Below are 18,991 nucleotides of genomic sequence, written 5' to 3' on the forward strand. Positions count from 1 at the left end.
CACATCTTGTTCTGCCTCGAACCAGGCGCGGGTAAGACGGCGTGGCGCATGATCCCTTGGTTTCAATCGTGGTTCCTGCGCACAACGCGGAGGTAACGCTGGCGCGCGCTCTCGAGTGCCTTCTCGATCAGGAAATAGTGGATTGGGAGGCGATCATCGTCGACGACGCCTCCACGGACCGCACCCCCGCGATCATCGCCGGTTATGTAGAGCACGATGCCCGATTTCGGACGTTGAGGTCTTGTGCGCATAGCCCCGCCGGCGCGCGCAATAGCGGGATTTCGACAGCGCGCGGCCGCTGGCTTATGTTTTTGGATGCGGACGATTGGGTGGATGCCAGCTTCCTTGCCAAAATGCTGGCCGCACTGAAATCCGCTCCCGATGCAGTAGCCGCCTATTGCGGTTCCCAGCGCGTGATGCCCGATGGCGAACTCACGCCGGCGAGCATCGCAACGGAGGTCGCGATCCAGCCCTTCGAAACATTCGCCCGCCGGTGTGCTATCCGCACTCACGCGCTGCTGGTCGACCGGGAGACAGTTGTCGAGTTGGGCGGTTTCGATGTATCTCTGCGCACCTGCGAGGACTGGGATCTGTGGCAGCGCCTCGCACGTCTGGGCAAAAATTGGGTGATGGTCGACGAGCCGCTCGCTTTCTATCGGGCCAGCCCCAACGCGCTCAGCCGCAATTCGGCGCAGATGCTGGCAGATGCCGAAATCGTGATCGCTCGCGGCTTTTCCGCCGATCCCAGGGTCAAACACCCGGCATCGGCACACGCCAATGGAGCGATTTTGGCGAACGGCGGCACCGCTTCCGAAGCGCTCGCGTGGTTCGCGTTGTGGAACGCCGCGTCAGATTGCGGCTGCGGCTCGCGCTCGATCAACCCGCAATCCCTGCGCGCGCTCCCGGCAGGACGTAAGTGGGCGCGTGAGGTCGCCAAGGTGGCCGTCGATGGCCTTATGACAGGAAGCCTGTCGGTGCCAGCGCAATTGGCTGCCAGGTGGGACAGGTTCGGCGGCTCCCTCACCGAGCTGATCATCGAGCTCGGCAAGGTCTGGAACAATCCCGACGCGGCTCGCCGCGTCCAGTATCACCTTGAGCAAATGCTGCTCGATGTCGACGATCTTGCCGCGCCGCGCAGGCTGGCGCGGACATTTGGAATTCGTGTCGACGCGCGAAATCCGGCCTCGATCGAAGTGCCGGAAGGAATAGATCAAATCTATGCCTATCTGATGCTGGATGGCCAGATCGAGGCTCTCGTGCAGTTCGGCATACTCGGGAACGTGACAAGGCGTCATTGGATTGAATTGATCCTGAATTTCGTGCCCCCTGAGCGGCTTGTGCACAGTGCCGCGCGGCTTGCGAGGCGATCGCCCGTACATGCACCGCAAAAGGGCGCCGGTGCCGATAAGTCAAACATGTTTGCAGCCGAGGCATTGTTGTCCATGGCGGGACGCCGGTCTGATCGGGACAGCCACTTCGGCAAACTCGCGGGATTGGCCGCGGAAGCGCAGGCGCTGGTTCGGTCGAGCGCCGAAACTAAAGAGCCTCTTGCAGCGCCGCGCCGTGCACGGGCCGAGGATGGGCGCGACAATGATCGCACGTCTTTCTGGAATCGCCATTTCGCGACCGAGGATCCCTGGAACTACGGTTCGCCCTATGAGCAGGAAAAATATGAGCGGCAGCTCGAAATTCTGCCCGCCGGTCCCATCGGACGGGCGCTTGAGCTGGCCTGCGCGGAGGGCCACTTCACGCGGCAGCTGGCGCCGCGCGTGGGCCATCTGACCGCAACTGACATCTCCGCCGTAGCCATCGGGCGGGCGCGCGCGCGATGCAGCGATCAGCCGAATGTTGAGTTCGGCGTACTGGATTTCTCTGCGGACACCCTGCCGGGCGAAATGGATCTGATCGTCTGTTCGGAAGCGCTCTACTACCTGGATGATCTCGCCGAGTTGCGGCGCATCGCCAAAAAACTCGTTGAGGCGTTGGCGCCTGGCGGCAGTTTCATCAGCGCACACGCATTCGTGCTACGAGACAATGTTGAAAGGACGGGCTTCGACTGGAACACATTCGGTGCACAAGCGATCTCAGAGACGCTGGCAGCGACCGACGGCCTCGTCCTCGAGCAATCGATCCAGACCGAGCTCTACCGCATAGACCGCTTCCGCCGCCTGTCACCAGGCGACGTGGCGACGGAACCGATGATAGATCATGTGCCAATCCGCGCACCCGTCGAAATCGGGGTCGCGCGAAATATCGTCTGGGGCGGGGCGCGGGCCTTGCGCCGCGACGTCGCACGTAGCGAGCGGCGACAGCGTATCCCTGTCCTCATGTATCACAGCGTCTCCGATGAAGGTCCGGCCGCGCTCGCCCGTTTTCGGATCACGCCCGCCTTATTCGCCAGCCAAATGGCATGGCTGCGCGCCAATGGCTTTCACGCGATTAGGTCCGAGCAGCTGGAATGGTTCATAGCCAATCGTCAGCCTTTCGTAGGCCGCCCAGTGCTCATCACGTTCGATGACGGCTTCCAGAACTTTGCCGACCATGCCTGGCCGACCTTGCGCGCGAACGACCTGACCGCGGAAGTGTTCCTGGTGACGGACTTGGTGGGTGAAAGTGCACAGTGGGACGCCTACAGCGGCCCGCCGACGCAGCTTATGGACGCCGGGACGGTGCGACGCCTCGCCGGCGAAGGTGCGTTCTTCGGAAGCCATCTGGCGACGCATCGCGCGATCGATGGCCTGTCGAGCTCTGACTTGGCCGCCGAGCTCCTGCGCTCTCGTATGTTCATCGAACGATGGACCGGTCGGCCAACCACGGCGTTCGCAGCGCCCTTCTCTGTCACCGACCGACGGCTTGGCAGGCTGGCCAGGGAGTGCGGCTATCGAATCGGCTTCGGCGGCAGACACGGGCCGGCGGACCTCGATTGCGATCCCATCGACCTTCCGCGCATCGAGATCCGCGGGGATCGCTCGCTCGACGACTTTGTTGGCAAAGTTGAGGCCGTGCTCGCATGAACGGTGAACTTGTCAGTGTCTAGTTTTGTAACAAGTTGCTTCCGCTTTTTATTCGGTGTCCCGCCCGTTACCTCGTTCGCAAGTCTATTGGGCGACCTGGGACACGGCTGACATCAGCTCCTGCGGGCTTGGCGCTGCAAACATGTATCGCCCACCCTCTGGAACCTCCGTGAAGCTCCAGCGGACGATCCCCTGCCGGTCCAGTAGAAACTGACCTATTAGTTGTCCGTGTCCCGTTGCCATCATCTGCTCGTCGGCTTCGGTCAGTTCGTAATGGTCCCTCTTGTTGAGGATTTCGCTGGCCGCAAGAGGATCCATAGGACCGGGCAACTCGCCTGGTATGTCGACCCGCATATCCTTTGCGGCTGCCATCGAGACCTTGTACGGCCAGTTCATCTCGTTTTCGGTGAATTCGAGATTGGGCAGTCCAAAAGCACGATGTGAAGCGCGTTCAGGGTCGGAGGCCGCAAGCAGGTTCGGCATCGGATGGTAGCGGAAATAGAGACGCGCCCGTTCGATCGGCGTGTTGACCACCGTCAGGCTCTCCACGCCCTTTTCGCGCAGCTCAGGATCAAGCCGCGCCTGGGCGGCGATATGGCGCCGGCAAAACGCACAATGCAGACCTCGAAACAGGCCGACCAGCACCGGTTTTTGGCCGCGAAAGTCGTCAAGCGCGATCTTGCCTTCCTGGGTAATGGCGTCGAGTACCACGTTTGGCGCACGGTCGCCTGGTTGAAGCGGCACCAAGTCACTACGCGCGGACATTTCCAACCTCCAACCCCGGCTAGTCGAGAAAAGGCAGCACCACAAGCGCCTCCGGGTCGAGCCCGTGCTGGGCGCATATACCCTGCGCCAGGGAAAAGTAGCGTTCGGCCTCGGCCAGATTGTCGAGGTCGAGATTCAGCGTTGCGAGACCATCATAACACGGAAACAGCAGTTGGGGTTCGCCCGTTTCGCGGGCTACGTCCAGTGCTTCGTGGAACAACCCGACCGCCAGGTCCGGACGGCCGTTGCACTGGTGGATCTGCCCAAGCACGATCAACGGCACCGGCAGGTGCTCGCGCTGGTCGAGCGCCCGGTCGATCTCGATGGCCTTCTCGGCAGCAGGTACGCCCTCCGTTGGACAGCGATCCGTGAAAGTACAACAGGCGACCGCCAGATTGGCGAGGAGGCGCGCCTGGAAACCCAAATCGCCAATACGGCGCGCCACTTCAAGACCGCGCCGACAGACCTCCATCGCCTTTGCCGGATCGATGGTCGTGTAAAGCACGCCGAGATTGGTGTAGCCGCGGCAGGCCGCGCCCAGCAGACCGGCGGCTTCGGCCAATTCAATGCTGCGCTCAACCTGACGCACGGCCTCGCGGTTTCGCCCAAGGCGAGCCAGCGCGACAGCCTTGGTATTGAGTGCCTCGGCGGTCACAAGAGTGGCATCACGCCCTACCTCGGAGACATGCTCCGTTGTCAGAGTGCGTACGCAATCCAGCGCCGCGTCTGCCCATTTTGCCGCGAGAGCGTGATCTCCGCTACGGAACGCCTGCCGGCCACGTTCTTGCCACAGGTGCGCCTGCTCGATCGGAGCATCCGCTCCATCGAGGAGCGCTGCCGCCTCAGCATAGCGGGCTTCTGCCTTGTCCCGCTTGCCGACGTCCCAGAGCAGCCGACCGATCTTGCGCAAAACTCGCGCCGAGGCGACGCGATTGGCCGACTCGCGGTATGCCTGCAACACAGTCTCGTAGTGGTGGTGCGCGATCTCCCGGCGGCCTGCCGGGCCGCTCAAATCGGCAATGCGCTCCGCAATTGCCAGTTTGAGCGGTGTTTGCCCGATCGCGTCCAATGCAGTCAGTGCTCGCTCGTAGAAACGAAGGGCGTCGTCGTTGGCGTATATCATACGAGCGCGATCGCCTGCCGCCTGCAGGTAATGCGCGCCCTTCTCCCGCTCGGCGCTCTGTGCGAAATGATGACCGAGCACGGTCAAATCCTCGAGCCGTTCCGGCTTGTCGCCGCACAGTTGCTCCAAGGCAGCACCGATCCGTCCGTGGATTTCGGTCCGGCGTTGCAGGAGCAGATTCTGGTAGATCACGTCCTGCAGCAATGTTTGCGTAAAGCGGTAGCTTTGCGACGAGACCGAGCCTGATCCGGCAACTTCCTCGATGATTTCCGCATCGCAAAGCAGCTCGCAGCCGGCTTCAAGCCGGTCGGGGTCGGCTGTCACGGTTTTCAGAAGTGTGGCATCGAAGCGCGGGCCGATTACCGCGGCCTCCTGGGCCAACCGGCGCACCTCTTGGGGCAGCCGGTCGACGCGAGCAAGCAACATTGCCTGGATAGTGGCGGGGATGCCGGTTGCGACTTCGCCTGCCACAGTCCGCCATCGCTGGCCGTCGCGCATCAGTACACCGCGATCGATAAGGCCGCGAACGATCTCCTCTACAAAAAGGGGGTTGCCGCCCGCGCGCTCGAGGATCTGGTTGAGAAGCCCTCCTGCGGAGTTTACCCAGCTCTCGCCGAAAAGCGCCGCCAGCAGGCTGCGTCCGTCATCATTGTTGAGCGGCGGAAGCCTGAGCGCTGTGTGACTGACCCGACTTGAGTCGAGCTGGTCGTTGTCCGGCGCCGGACGATGCGTGACCAGCAACATCAACCGCGTGCGTTCCAACCTGTCCATCACGAAACGCAGTGCCTCGAGCGACACGGCGTCGGCCCAGTGCAGGTCTTCGACGACAATCAACAGCGGCGACAACGCAAGCCGCCGTTCGATGATTGTGCGGACTGCGTAGAGAATTTGCCGCCGCAGCTGCTCAGGCTCGACATGCTGCAAGGTGGCATCGGGGTCGCCAAGGCCGAGCACATGGTAGAGCAAGGGCATCAGCCGCTTCGCCTCCTCGCCCTGCAGACCGAGATCGGCAAGCAAGCCTGCGAGCTTCCCCCGCATCTCGTCCCCATTGTCGTTTTGCATCATCCCGGCAGCGCTGCGCACCACTGCGCCCAAGGCGCCAAATGATTGTTCGCCGAGCGGTGAGCACGTGGCCTGTCGCACGGCGACGTCGCGAAAACGCTCCTCGTCGCCGACGCGGGCGACGAACTCCTTCACCAGCCGCGATTTCCCGATACCGGCTTCTCCGACCAGGCGGACAAGTTGGGCCGAGCCGCTGCACGCCTGGTCAAGGCTCGCCAGCATTCTATTGAGCTCCGCACCACGACCTATCAGCGGCGCACTGAGGCCGAGCGCCTCGAGCCCGCGCGCTGCACGCGGCGTCGCAAGCGGTGCGTCCAGTCGATGGACGAGCACGCTGCCAGCCTTGCCGCGAAACACGACATCGCCTAGCGACTCGTAAGAGAAGGCATGCCGGGTCAGCCTGTGAGTGAGCTCGCCTACCAGCACCTCACCCGGTGCGGCCAGCGATTGCAGGCGTTGCGCCGTATTCACTGTGTCGCCGGTCACCGAATAGGATCTGGCGGTGCCGATGCCCAATCCGCCAGTAACGACCGGACCGGTGTTTATGCCGATGTGGAGTAACAGAGGCGAGCCGGAGTGGGGAGTGCTTTCGCCGAGCCGCGCCGTCCGGGCGATCATGTCGAGAGCGGCGCGAAGCGCACGTTCCGGATCGTCCTCATGCGCGACCGGCGCACCGAACAAAGCCAGCAGTGCATCGCCGATGAATTTGTCGACGAAACCACCAAAGTTTCGCACGGCCGACGTCAATTCCTTGAACAGTTTGTTCTGCAGCGCTTGCATGACCTCGGGGTCGAGCTGCTCGCTGAGTGTCGTGAAGCCGCAAAGGTCGGCGAACAGCACCGTTACCGTCCGGCGATCGGCGTCAGAGACGGGATGCAGCCCTTCTTCGCTTTCGATGTTCGGAAGCAGCGACGGAGTTCGAGAAGGCGGCACAATGGTCCGGCTTGGTGTCGGAGCAGGCCGTTCGACGGCTTTTGCGGACGCACCGACGCTTGCCCCACATTTCGGACAGAACTCGAAATCAGGTGCGCAGGGGTAGCCGCAACTGGCGCATGGCACGGGCTGGCGCCTGCCACACCTCGGACAGAAGGCGTAACCGCCCTCAATCTCGAAACCGCAGCCCGAGCAGTCCATCGAACAAGACCTCACTGGTGGCCGTGACGGCGTGATCTCGCCCGCACTTCACGGCCAGGCTATTCATAAGGATGCACCGATAGCCGTCGACCAGCAAGTGGCAGCGCAACTGGGCATCGAACGATCCGTGCGGATCCTGTGGCAGAGCGCTGCGGGCAGGCATTGTTGAAGGGGCAATAGTTGTCGGATCCGTGAACGACGCCGAGATAGTCGCGCTTGCCGAAGGGGCTGTCGGCTCTGGCGGGATTGGCGTAAGCTACAGTTAAGGGGGTGCACACATGCACCGCATCATCGCCATAGCGATCTTAGTTCTCGCGGCCGCGTTCAGCTCTGCGCGGGCGGAGGTGCTGATCGGCGTCTCGGCTGCGATGACGGGACGGCTCGCCTGGATCGGCGAGCAGGGACAGCGCGGCGCGGAGATGGCGGTGGCCGACGTCAACACGGCGGGCGGCGTGCTCGGCCAGAAGGTGAGGCTCATCTCGGTCGACGACTTCTGCGATCCCGAGCAAGCTGTGGCGGCCGCCAAGAAGCTGGTGGCTGACGGGGTCGTGCTCGTCGTCGGGCATTATTGCTCCGGGGCCTCGATCCCCGCGTCAAAAGTGTACGAGGAGGCGGGCGTCGTTGAGATATCCCCAGGCTCGACCAATCCGCAGCTGACCGAACAGGGCCGTGCCAATGTCTTTCGCACCATTGGCCGCGACGACGCGCAAGGTTTCATCGCCGGCAACTACCTTGCCGATCGCTGGGGCAACAAGAAGATTGCGATCCTCCACGACAACTCGACCTATGGGAAGGGTCTCGCCGACGAGACCCGGAAGCAGCTGAACAAGCGGGGCGTGACTGAGGCCGTTTACGACGCATACATTCCCGGGAAGGACGACTATTCGGCCGAGGTCGCTGCATTGCAGACCGCCGGCGTCTCCGCCTTATATGTGGGTGGGTATCATGCCGAGGTTGCGCTGATTGCTCGCGCTGCACACGACAGTGGCTACACGGTTCAGCTCATATCCGGAGATGCTTTGGCGACCGAGGAATTTGCCCTGATCGCCGGCCCCGCGGCGGAGGGGACCCTCTTCACGTTCCCGGCGGACCCCAGGCGAGGCCCCGAAGCGGCTGCGGTCGTTGAGCAGTTCCGTGCGGAGAACTTCGAACCCGCGGGCTACACGCTGTTGAGCTACTGCGCGGTCCAGGTCTGGGCCCAGGCAGTCTCGAAGGCAGGTTCGCTGGAGCCGAAGGCCGTCATTGCGGCACTGCACGAACAGGAATTCGACACCGTCATCGGCCGGGTCGATTTCGACGACAAGGGCGACCTCACGAAGCAGAGCTGGGTTTGGTACGTCTGGCGCGGCGGAGAATACGTGCCGGTTGAATAGGGTTCGTTGATGGCCGGCGTGCCGGCTGGGACGTCTAGTCTGATGCAGACCAGTGTGGCCCGACTGTTCCGACCCGCCGAGATGCTTGAACGCCTCGGCATACGCGGCCGGCTGTTGCTCGCCTTTTTCGGGATCAGCGCCCTTGCGGTGCTGGCAACCGCTGCGGCGCTTTATGCCTTCCTCCAGGTCGGCGACGTCGTCGACCGAATTACCACGGATCGAGTGCCCTCGGCGCTCGCCTCCCTCCAGCTGTCGCGCCAGGCCGAACGGGTCGCTGCTGCCGCGCCATCCGTGCTGGCAGCGACAAGCAGGGCTCAGCACAGCGAGGTCTCGGCTGCCGTCGCGCTCGAGATGTCCCGCCTCGAGGCCCTGCGCACGGACCTCCGGGATACCACGTTGGGCACAGTGCCTTTGGCCGAGATCGAGGAAGCCGCGATTGTTCTGAGGCGCAACCTGAAGGAGCTCGACTCTCTTGTTGTCGCCCGGCTCGACGTGGTCACCCGCAAGGAGGCGCTCCTGAACCGCCTCGCCGCGACGACGACCGGAAGCCAGCGCCTTGTCGCCACCGGCATCCTAGTGATGGATTCCAGGCTCCCGCAATGGCGGGCGGTCGCAGCCGACACGTCGCTGTCGCCCGATCGACGCGCAGCGGCGATGGCCGACCTGGTCCAGGCGATTGCGGCCTACATCCCCCAGCAGAAGGCGCAGCTGGAGATCTCGGCGGTCAACGACGCGCTGGTGAAGGTCGCGAACGCGCCGACGCCGGGCGACCTGGCGTTGATCCTTTTTCCGCTACGCCGTTCGCTCACTGCTCTTGAAAAGGTTTCCACGGAGATCGACGAAAAGCTGCGGACCCGCTTCCGGCAGCGTGTCGACGAATTCAAGGGTTTGACCGACGGCGAGGACAGCATCCCCAAGGCGCGGGAGGACGAGTTTGCTGTCCTGGCACAGGGTGAAAGGCTTCTGGCCGAGAACAATCGACTGTCGCGCAATCTCACCGCTGGCGTCGATCGCCTGGTCGCCACGGCAGACCAGGAGATCGCTGCGTCGGGCCGCGAAGCCGCGCTCGTCCAGCGCTACGGCACCGCGGTTGTGCTCGGCTCCGCCTTCCTCAGCCTCCTGAGTTCGGTTCTGGTTGTCTGGCTCTATGTCGACCGCAGCCTCCTCGCCCGACTGGGGGCCGTGAGCCAGGGCATGCTCGCAATTGCGGGGGGCAACCTTCGTGCGCCGCTGCCAGCGGCGGGCCGCGACGAAATCGGGCGCATGGCCGAAGCGCTGAGACTCTTCCGGGATACTGCTGTCGAGGTCGAGGAAAAGAACCTGCGCGACGTTGCGGAAGCTCGTCAGCGGCTCATCGATGCCATCGAAAGCATCTCCGAAGGATTCGCTCTGTACGACGGGGACGACCGGCTCGTCCTCAGCAACAGCCGCTACCGCGAATTGCTCTACACCGGTCTGGAGACCGAACTGACGCCCGGCACGACATTCGAGCAAATCATTCGCCGATCCGCTGAGCGCGGCTACATCAGGGACGCCGAGGGGCGGGTCGAGGAGTGGGTCGCCGAGCGCCTCGCGCGGCACCGCAAGCCTGGCGAACCTTGGGTGCAGCGGCGAGGGGACGGGCGGTGGGTCATGATCAGCGAGCGGCGGATCAGCGCCGGCGGCACGGTCGCCGTCTATTCGGACATCACTGAGTTGAAGCAAAGGGAGGAGAACCTCGCCGAGAAATCCGTGGTTCTGGAGGCGCTTTCCAGCAAGCTGGCGAAGTATCTGGCGCCCCAAGTGTATCGCTCGATATTCACCGGCCGCCAGGAGGTCAGGATCGCCAGCCAGCGGAAGAAACTAACAATATGCTTCTCCGATATCGCCGGCTTTACCGAGACCACTGACAAAATGGAATCCGAGGATCTCACCCAACTCCTCAATCACTATCTGACGGAAATGTCGAAAATTGCTTCGGATCACGGCGCGACGATCGACAAATATGTAGGCGACGCGATCCTGATGTTTTTCGGCGATCCCGAGACTCGCGGCGTCAAGGAGGACGCGCTGGCTTGCGCGCAGATGGCACTTGCAATGCAAAAGCGGATCAGCGAGCTTGCCGAAGTCTGGCGGGACATGGGGATCGAAACACCGCTGCGCTGTCGCATCGGCATCCATACCGACTACTGCACCGTCGGTAACTTCGGCAGCGAGGACAGGATGGACTACACGATAATCGGCGGCGCCGTGAATCTCGCCTCGCGCCTGGAGCAGGAGGCGCCGCCGGGGGCCATCCTCATTTCCTACGAGACGTTTGCGCAAGTGAAGGACTCAATCGACTGTGAGGAGCTGGGGCACGTCCAGGTCAAGGGGATCGCCTATCCCGTCGCCACCTACCGCGTCATCGATCTGAAGGCCAATCTGGCGGCCGCTCGTCATGCCGTTCGAACCGAGCTGCCGCACTTCAGGCTGGAACTTGAACCGGAGTTGATGTCCCCTGACGAGCGTGGCGATGCCGCCACCGCACTTCGAGACGCGCTGGATCGGCTTTGTCGCAAGCCGGGGTAGTAAGGCTTGGTCCACAACGACCCCTCCCAATGGATGCAAGGAGTGGGATGCGGGCGCCGCTCATTGGCGCTATCGATGCGGAGGCCGTAGAACGGTCGCGGTCAGTCTTCGAACTCGGACGGAACGTCCGCATCGGAGCCGAGACTTAACATTCACCGCATCACTGAAGGTCCGGATATGGCGCGAGTTGCCCGTTCCGGGCGCCGCCTTAAACGGCAAAGTTTGACCCAGAGCGGGCGCGCGGCGTGACAGTGTCGTACGTCCGAAAGCGTGATAGAGCTGTCGTTGCCGATTTCGAACTCGTGGTGGACGGGTTCCGCAAGGCCGGTGTCGTGCAATGACAGGTGAGGCCAAGTCAAGTCAGGTCAGGCCTTGAACTGCAGACAGCTCCCAGGCAAGCCAGATTGTCGAGGCGGAAGCCGTCGTCGAAATCCCAAAACGCATCAGCGTCAAGGAAGCGGCCGGACCAGACGCCAGAGGCTCGCCGATAGTCGCTTGCGGTTGCGCACCAGAAAATCAACCTGAAATAAGGCTTGAAGTGAGGCTCAGGTCGGCTTGATCTCTGCCCGGCCGATCTTGCGCCATCTGGCGTTTTCGCGAACCAGTTTCAGGTCGTCGGTCGTCTCGGCAAATGTCCGCAAACGGTATTGCCGGAGCAGGTCCGGGAAGAGCGCCCCTTCCGGCAGGCCGGCAAGCTGCTCGCGGACCGAGATCTTTTCATCGATGACCCGCATGCCCCAGGCATTTTCCCGAACCTGCAGCTCCGCGGCCAGATCGCGCTCTTCCGGCGCGTTTTCGTCCAGCACGGCCAGAAGGATTGAGTGGAAAAGCGCTACATAGCCAATCTGTCTCAGGCCCCCCACGACCCGCACGCGCGGCAATATGGCAAGGACGAGGAATGTCAGGAACAAGTTCGGCAGCAGCACGCCGTCCAGCAGCGCCTGCCTGAGATACGGCCGCTCGAACGGGATGGAAAGACCTTGCGGCCTGTCAGGCTCGATCAGGTGCCCGTTCTCGAGAACGAGCTTGCGCACGCGGTCCTCGCGGATGCCCCAGAAATAGTCCGTAGCATTGGGCAGGAATCTGCCGAATGGGCTCGATGCGGCCTCTTGCAAGGCATGTTCGAGACGCTGGCGTCTTGCGGGCTCAGTGAGCAGCCTGGAAAGAAGGCTGCCGTCATATTCTAGATGCCGCGCCATGGCAGCTGCGGCGAGCCGATCATCGATGAATACCGGCAGGGCCATGCCGGCACGATCCCAATTGGCGACCAGATCCTCGTTCAGGGCTGTCAGCGCATCGGCGGCGGTTTCAAACACCTTGTCCTGGCTGGCAAGCAGTGTGCCCAGCCAGCGGCTGGCATCCGTTTCGTCGCCCACCGCTTCGAGCGCGCGCTTGTTGAGGGAGACGGGACCGGCCACGCAGGCGCTTTTGCGGCACAGTTTGTGGCGCCCCATGCCAAACAGGTTGACCTTGTCGTCGCCGACATCGAGCCATCCGGGCCCCTCCCGGCCAACTGTCTCCATGGTCATTGTCGTTCCCATGAAGCCGACGAAGGCCGACAGCCCGTTTTCGACCGCGCCGAGCCAGGCAAGCAGGAGGGCATCGAAGGTGATCCGGTCCATCAGAAGCAGGCAGTGCAGGCCGGACTGAATCACCGGTCTGTGCTCGAACTCGTCGAGGGCTTTGCCGATCTCCTCAGGCTGCATAATCCTACCGAGGCGCTGATGCAGGACCTCGCGCAGGATCGAGCGGGCAGCGATCGCCGGGCCCGATGCAGGCCTTGCCACCGGCCGCCACAGATGGCGGGCGTAGTCGGAAACCGGTGCATTCCAGTTCTGCTCGATGTCGCGCACGACCTCCGGGCAGAGCAGCGACAGCACAGCCAGAATTTCCGCCGGAGGCGTAGGGCTTGGGTCAAAGACGGCGGTCATTGGTCCCGTCTAGCCGCTTGCGGTGCAAACGCCAAGGGAGAGACCAGACTTGCTGGATGCGGCCGGCCCACACATAGATCGTAAACTCGATCAAGATGGTGTGAGACGAAATGACCGCGCCCTACGCAGTTCTCCATGAGCAATCACCTGTTCGCTGACCCGGCACGAATTGTCAGATTGGCTGAACAGCTAAGGCAAACAGCGGATCTTAGAACCGCAGCCGGGCCATGCTCAGGAGGTCGTGGTACTGCCCCTCGGTAAAGCCGGCCTTCACATGCCGGCCTTCGACCTCAAAGCCGTGGCTCTTGTAGAGACGGAGGGCCGCTTCGTTGTCGGCATAGACGGTCAATTCGACCCGCTTCAGGGCGCGCCAGTTGTCGGCTACGTCAAGCAGCGCGCCAAGTATGGCAGAGCCGATACCTTTGCCGACAAAGGCATCGTCAAGGCCAATATTGATCTCGCCGATGTGCGAACGGCGCGGCGAACCCTGCACGACCAGGCTGCCATGGCCGACGACCTTGCCGTCCAGCTCGGCAACGATCCAGGTGGTTTCCGGGCCGGACTTGGCGATGCGCCGCGCCACCTGCTCCACCATCTCGAAAGGCATCCTGAGCGTGCCCCAGCGGAAGCCCGGCATGTTGAAGATAGCGCAAAGCGCCTCCGCATCGCTTGGCCGGACGGACCGGAGCAGCGGCTGGATTTTCTCGGTGGGTGGCGAGGTCGTGCTGGTCATGGCGTTCCCGGCGAAGGCAATCGGCCCGGTACGATGCACCGGACGTCACCTGAAAATCCAGCCGTCTGTGCACCTATGATGCCGATTGCGAGCTAAAATACCGGGAGGCGGCGTAGAGTTTGGAGACGCCGCTGATGCCGATCCAGCCGAAAAGCGCGAGCCAGCACAATGTCGCGGTCGCCGTCCAGTCGATCCGGTGCAGCGCAGCGTCGGTGATGACGACGCCGAGGATGGCAAGCAGGCCAACCAGAAACTGCGCCAACCCGAGCACCAGCAGTTCCTCGCGCGGCGCGCTTCTCCAGACGAGATATGTACCCCCCGCACCGGCGAGGAAAATGGCGCTGTAGACCTGAGCGTGGAAGGCATCGATCGGCCATGGCCAGATGCCGCTGAATGTCAGGGGAAACAGCAACAGGCCGACGCCATAGAGCCCAAGGATCGCGGATTCCGCCGGCATGTAGCCGCGCCATGCGGGACTTAAGGTCACGCCTTTTGCAGAAGGACGGGCCCTGGCCCGCCACAGGAACAGCCCGGATACCGCGACCGAAGCAAGATAGACCAAAAACCACAGCCAGGGCGCTTTGCGCTCGAAGTTGAAATAGCCGAGATTGATGAACGAAGCCACCGACACGATGACGGTGAAGATGAAGGCCATGACGAGCACGAGCCTGCCGGGCGACCAGCGATTCCAGACCAGCAGTGCCGCCATCACGACCATTTCGGCGGTGTAGAAGCCACCGAGGAAGCGCGCATTGAACGGCGTGACGGCCCAAGGCCAACCCGGTTTGACCAGAACAGGCACGAAAAACAGGCCGGCGCCTGCGATCAGGACGATGATGACCACCGCAGAGAAAAGGCGCAGGGCCGCGGGAAATGGCGGATTGTCGGATGTCGGCATGGGAGAAAATCCCAAAGATGAAGGCTCCATGGACCATCATAGTGCTGCTTGCAGCCGGTTAAAATCCGCCGAATGGAAATTGAACGGTCATCGGGCTTATCCATTCGAATGGCCGTACGGTCCGTTTCGCAGTAAGATAGAGCACTCGGACCAAAGACCGGTCCGGTCAAAACCCCTCGGGGTGCATTTTCCGGAGCCTGCACGATGAACGAAGCTCAGGATCTGTTCTCACTTCTGCGACAATCGGCCGATGTCGATCCGCAGGCGATCGACGCGATCAAGCAAACCATCGCAGAAGGTGAGGACCGCGAACTTTGCCGCATCAATGCGCCAGCCTTCGCCAGCAAGCATGGCCTCGACGAGGAGCGCGCAATAAGCGCCTTTCTCCATGCGGCGCGGGTGGGCATCTTCGACATTTCCTGGAATGTTCTGTGCCCCGGCTGTGGCGGCGTGCTCGACACCAACGCCACGCTGAAAACCCTCCAAAAGGACGAATACACCTGCGCGCTGTGCTCCGAGGGCTATTCGCCGACCCTCGACGAGATGGTCGAGGTGACATTCACCGTAAGTCCCCGCGTGCGCAGGATTGCCGCCCACAATCCGCACGAACTGCCGGTGGCGGAATATTTCCGCCAGATCTACTGGGCGTCCGGCGTCGATCTGCCGGAAGAGGATTTCGCGAAAAAGCTGGAAGCGTTCTCGCTGGAGGATATCGAGCTTGCGCCCGGTGAAAAGGCGGTTCTGCTCATACAGCTTCCGTCCGAATTCATCATCGTCTTCGAGCCGGTCACCCACTCAGCGCAGTTCATCGACGGGAAAGGTGAACCAATAAAGGAGCGCCGGAGCCTCTCTTTGATCTTCGACCGCGACCATATCCAGAGTCAGACGCTGGAGATGCAACCCGGCCCGTTGCGCATTTCGCTGGAAAACCGGACCGATACCCGCGTGCTGCCGACGGTCTTCATAGCCGGCCAGGCATTGCATGATTTCCTGGGTAAACGCCGGCCCTTCCTAACCGCCAAGCGCCTGCTCACCAACCAGACGTTCCGCGATCTCTATCGCACGGATACACTCGACATCAACCAGCGCCTGAAGATCACCAGCCTGACGTTCCTGTTCACCGACCTGCGCGGATCGACCGAGCTTTACGAGCGGGTGGGCGACCTTTCAGCCTTTGATCTCGTGCGCGAGCATTTCCAGGTTCTGCACGAGATCGTCACGGCGGAGGCAGGCGCGGTGGTGAAGACGATCGGTGATGCGGTGATGGCGACCTTCGCGACGCCCGATCGTGCGATTGCTGCGGCCCTCAGGATGCGCGATGCCATGCGTACACTCAACGACAAGAGCGGGCGCGAGGATCTGCTGCTCAAGATCGGAGTCCATGCCGGCCCCTGCATCGCCGTGTCTATGAATGAGCGACAGGACTATTTCGGCCAGACGGTCAACATTGCTTCGCGGGTTCAGAACCTTGCCAACGCACAGGCGATCTTCGCCACTCGGGCGGTGGTCGACGACAATCTCACCGCCGATCTGTTGCACAGGAACGCACTGACGCCCGTGCCCCACGAGGTCTCGCTGCGCGGCATTGAGCGGGAGATAGCAGTATATACGATCCCTTGAAGACTTGGCCCTGAGGACTTGGCTCGTCCCGGCCCCTCACACCCGCCTATAGATAAAATAACGATCAGCGGGCACCGAAGGCGGCAGCGGGAGGCGTTGCAACTGCGGGTGATCGAGCGGCGTGCCGCTGACAGCGATGCCGCCGACGCGAAGCAGGCGCGCAGTCAGATCGGGAAGCCAGGTAGAGGTCACTGCATCGCGATCTTCATAGCCGGTGCCGATGTCGGCATGGACAAGGGCGGCGTCGATGCCAATGAACCTGCTCGCCGTCTCGCGTATTTCGCCGAGCACGAGGTTTTCAGCTTCGGGAATTGAGCTGGCGTGTGCGGCAAGTGCGCGGTCGAACGCTACGATCCGGCGTCCGGGCAGGCGCTCGCGCAGATGGTGAAACGTCCGGCCATTGCCGAGGCCGAGCTCAAGCACGGGCCCCTCCATCTTCGCCACCTCGGCGCAGACATGATCGAGTATGTCGCGCTGTGCGGTCATCCTGCGGATGAAACTGTCGAGGCGACTCATGTGCGATTGTATGTCCTGAACCAGTCCACGAAATCAACTGCCCCCGACCAGAGCGTTTCGCGGCTGGCGGCACTGGCGCGGCCGAACAGCGATGTCACTTGTATGGGTCCGCGGCGTCCCGCAACCCGTCGCCGAGGAAGTTGAACGCCAAGATGACGAGAACGACGGGGAGCATCGGCAAAAGCAGCCATGGATAGAACGCGATCACGCTGACGCTGCGCGCCTCGGTGAGCAGGATGCCCCAGCTGGTTATCGGTGCCCTCAGGCCGAGCCCGAGGAAGCTCAGCGCCGTCTCGCCCAGGATCATGCCGGGTATGGAGATCGTCGCCGTCGCGATCAGATGCGACATGAAGCCGGGAATGAGATGCCGCCCGATGATGCGGCTGCTTCTGGCGCCCATCAATTGCGCGGCCAGGACATAATCCTCCTCGCGCAAGGCTAGAAGCTTCGAACGCACGGCCCGTGCCAGTCCAGTCCAGTCGAGCAGCCCGAGGATGACGGTGATGCCGAAATAGATCAGGATCGGACTCCAGGTTATCGGCATGATCGCCGCCAGAGCCAGCCATAGCGGAATGCTGGGGATCGATTGCAGAACTTCGATTATCCGTTGGACGATCAGGTCGAAGATACCGCCGTGATAGCCGGCCAATCCGCCGATGACAATGCCGAGCAGGAAGCTGAAACTGATGCCGACGAGGCCGATCGTCAGTGAAATGCGTGCGCCATAGATGATGCGCGAGAGCACATCGCGCCCCAGCCTGTCAGTGCCGGCCAGAAAGAGCTGGCCGTTTTCGGCGGGGCAGACAAAATGCCTGTCACCTTCGATTAGGCCCCAGAACCGGTAACTGTCGCCCTTGCAGAAGAAACGGATCCGCTGAACATCATCCTGTTTCTCGACGTAGTTCCGCTTGAGCGTGTCCATATCCAGCGTCATCTGGCGGCCATAGACGAACGGCCCGACGAACTGGCCGTTGTGGAACAGGTGCACCCGCTGCGGCGGCGAATAGATGTAGTCCATGTTGCGTGTGTGCAGATCGTAGGGCGCCAGGAACTCGCAGATCAGTATCCCGAAATAAAGCGCTGCCAGGAATATGCCGGATATAAGGGCAAGCCGGTGCCGACGGAATTTCCACCACATCAGCCGCAACTGCGACGCCTGAAAGACCTTCTCCTGCTCCGGCGTCATCGCCTCGACGGACTGCAGGTCAAAGGGCTCGATGGAAACGTAGTGTTGCAGTGGGGCACCCGGAGCGGGCAGCGGCGATGGCGTGTTCATTTAGTGCTGCCGCCTTGCAAACGAATTCGCGGATCAAGTAACGCCAGCGCCAGGTCGGAAATCAGGACGCCGATGACCGTCAGGAACGCGAGGAACATCAGGAACGACCCCGCCAGATACATGTCCTGGCTTTGCAGCGCCTTGATCAGCATCGGCCCGGTCGTTTCCAAAGACAGCACGATCGCCGTGATTTCGGCGCCGGAGATGATGGCCGGCAGGATAGAGCCGATGTCCGAAATGAAGAAATTGAGCGCCATGCGCAGCGGATATTTGACCAGCGCCCTGAAGGGATGAAGGCCTTTGGCGCGCGCGGTCACGACATATTGCTTATGCAGCTCATCGAGCAGATTGGCGCGCAGCCGCCGGATCATGCTTGCCGTGCCCCCGGTGCCGATGATCAAGACCGGGATCCAGAGATGGGCGAGGATCGACTTCGCCTTGGCCCAGCTCATCGGCTCGCCGAGATATTGCTGATCCATGAGATGGCCGATGGACGTGCCGAACCAGATGTTGGCGAAATACATCAGGATCAGCGCCAGCATGAAGTTCGGAATGGCAAGGCCGAGAAGGCCGAAGAAAGTCAGGCCGTAGTCGCCCCAGCTGTATTGATGCGTGGCGGAGTACATGCCGATCGGAAAGGCGATGAGCCAGGTGAAGATGATCGTGACGAAGGAAACCAGCACCGTCAGCCACATTCGGTCCCCGACGACATCGCGAACCGGCAGCTCATATTCGAAGGAATAGCCGAAATCGCCGTGCAGCATCCCGCCGACCCAGTAGAAGTAGCGAATGACCGGTGGCTTGTCGAAACCATATTCCTTGCGCATCATCTCGATGCGATCGGAATCCACCGCTTCGCCCTGGGCCCGAAGCTCGGCAACATAGCTGTCGAAATAGTCGCCTGGGGGAAGTTCGATGATCGTGAACACCAGTGCCGATATGACCAGCAGCGTTGGAACCATCACGGCGATGCGCCAGACAAAATATCGAAGCACG

At 62.1% G+C, this 18,991-nt stretch carries 12 protein-coding genes; 4 read left to right on the forward strand and 8 right to left on the reverse strand.

Going from position 1 to position 18,991, the window contains the following annotated elements:
* Positions 1-41: 41 nt before the first annotated feature.
* Complete coding sequence (locus AC0L2X_RS17545; RefSeq protein WP_473600070.1) at positions 42-3,014, forward strand: trifunctional glycosyltransferase/class I SAM-dependent methyltransferase/polysaccharide deacetylase; 2,973 nt, start codon at positions 42-44, stop codon at positions 3,012-3,014.
* A gap of 84 nt (positions 3,015-3,098) precedes the next feature.
* Here the strand turns inward: AC0L2X_RS17545 and AC0L2X_RS17550 are convergent, their stop codons facing one another.
* Both AC0L2X_RS17550 and AC0L2X_RS17555 read right to left on the reverse strand, forming a co-directional pair.
* Positions 3,099-3,779 (reverse strand): redoxin domain-containing protein, encoded by a 681-nt coding sequence (locus AC0L2X_RS17550; RefSeq protein ID WP_473553834.1) that lies wholly within the window; start codon positions 3,777-3,779, stop codon positions 3,099-3,101.
* 19 nt (positions 3,780-3,798) lie between these two features.
* Complete coding sequence (locus AC0L2X_RS17555; protein ID WP_473600071.1) at positions 3,799-7,098, reverse strand: ATP-binding protein; 3,300 nt, start codon at positions 7,096-7,098, stop codon at positions 3,799-3,801.
* Positions 7,099-7,376: 278 nt separating this feature from the next.
* On the opposite strand from AC0L2X_RS17555, the gene AC0L2X_RS17560 reads away from it, so the two are divergent.
* The gene (locus AC0L2X_RS17560) at positions 7,377-8,471 is read left to right on the forward strand and encodes a branched-chain amino acid ABC transporter substrate-binding protein (RefSeq protein WP_473600072.1); all 1,095 of its coding nucleotides are present in this window, start codon (positions 7,377-7,379) and stop codon (positions 8,469-8,471) included.
* Positions 8,472-8,552: 81 nt separating this feature from the next.
* Positions 8,553-11,021: an adenylate/guanylate cyclase domain-containing protein gene (locus AC0L2X_RS17565; protein ID WP_473600135.1), complete on the forward strand. Its 2,469-nt coding sequence runs from the start codon at positions 8,553-8,555 to the stop codon at positions 11,019-11,021.
* A gap of 545 nt (positions 11,022-11,566) precedes the next feature.
* On the opposite strand, the gene AC0L2X_RS17570 is transcribed toward AC0L2X_RS17565, so the two are convergent.
* From AC0L2X_RS17570 to AC0L2X_RS17580, 3 genes are all read right to left on the reverse strand, one after another.
* Entirely contained in the window at positions 11,567-12,952 is a 1,386-nt protein-coding gene (locus tag AC0L2X_RS17570) for a hypothetical protein (protein ID WP_473600073.1), read from the reverse strand.
* Positions 12,953-13,160: 208 nt separating this feature from the next.
* A complete protein-coding gene (locus AC0L2X_RS17575) occupies positions 13,161-13,685 on the reverse strand; it encodes a GNAT family N-acetyltransferase (protein ID WP_473600074.1) in 525 nt (174 codons plus the stop codon).
* A 73-nt stretch (positions 13,686-13,758) separates the two neighbouring features.
* A complete protein-coding gene (locus AC0L2X_RS17580) occupies positions 13,759-14,583 on the reverse strand; it encodes a hypothetical protein (protein WP_473600075.1) in 825 nt (274 codons plus the stop codon).
* 204 nt (positions 14,584-14,787) lie between these two features.
* Between AC0L2X_RS17580 and AC0L2X_RS17585 the strand changes: the two genes are divergently transcribed.
* Complete coding sequence (locus AC0L2X_RS17585; protein WP_473600076.1) at positions 14,788-16,203, forward strand: DUF5939 domain-containing protein; 1,416 nt, start codon at positions 14,788-14,790, stop codon at positions 16,201-16,203.
* Positions 16,204-16,239: 36 nt separating this feature from the next.
* On the opposite strand, the gene AC0L2X_RS17590 is transcribed toward AC0L2X_RS17585, so the two are convergent.
* The 3 genes from AC0L2X_RS17590 to AC0L2X_RS17600 form a co-directional block, all read right to left on the reverse strand.
* Complete coding sequence (locus AC0L2X_RS17590; protein ID WP_473600077.1) at positions 16,240-16,719, reverse strand: class I SAM-dependent methyltransferase; 480 nt, start codon at positions 16,717-16,719, stop codon at positions 16,240-16,242.
* A 94-nt stretch (positions 16,720-16,813) separates the two neighbouring features.
* Positions 16,814-17,995, reverse strand: coding sequence for an ABC transporter permease (locus AC0L2X_RS17595; RefSeq protein ID WP_473600078.1), 1,182 nt, complete (start codon positions 17,993-17,995; stop codon positions 16,814-16,816).
* A complete protein-coding gene (locus AC0L2X_RS17600) occupies positions 17,992-18,990 on the reverse strand; it encodes an ABC transporter permease (protein ID WP_352570080.1) in 999 nt (332 codons plus the stop codon). The genes AC0L2X_RS17595 and AC0L2X_RS17600 overlap by 4 nt, the downstream gene beginning before the upstream one ends.
* Position 18,991: the final 1 nt, after the last annotated feature.

The sequence above is a fragment of the Mesorhizobium sp. WSM4828 genome, assembly GCF_055811175.1.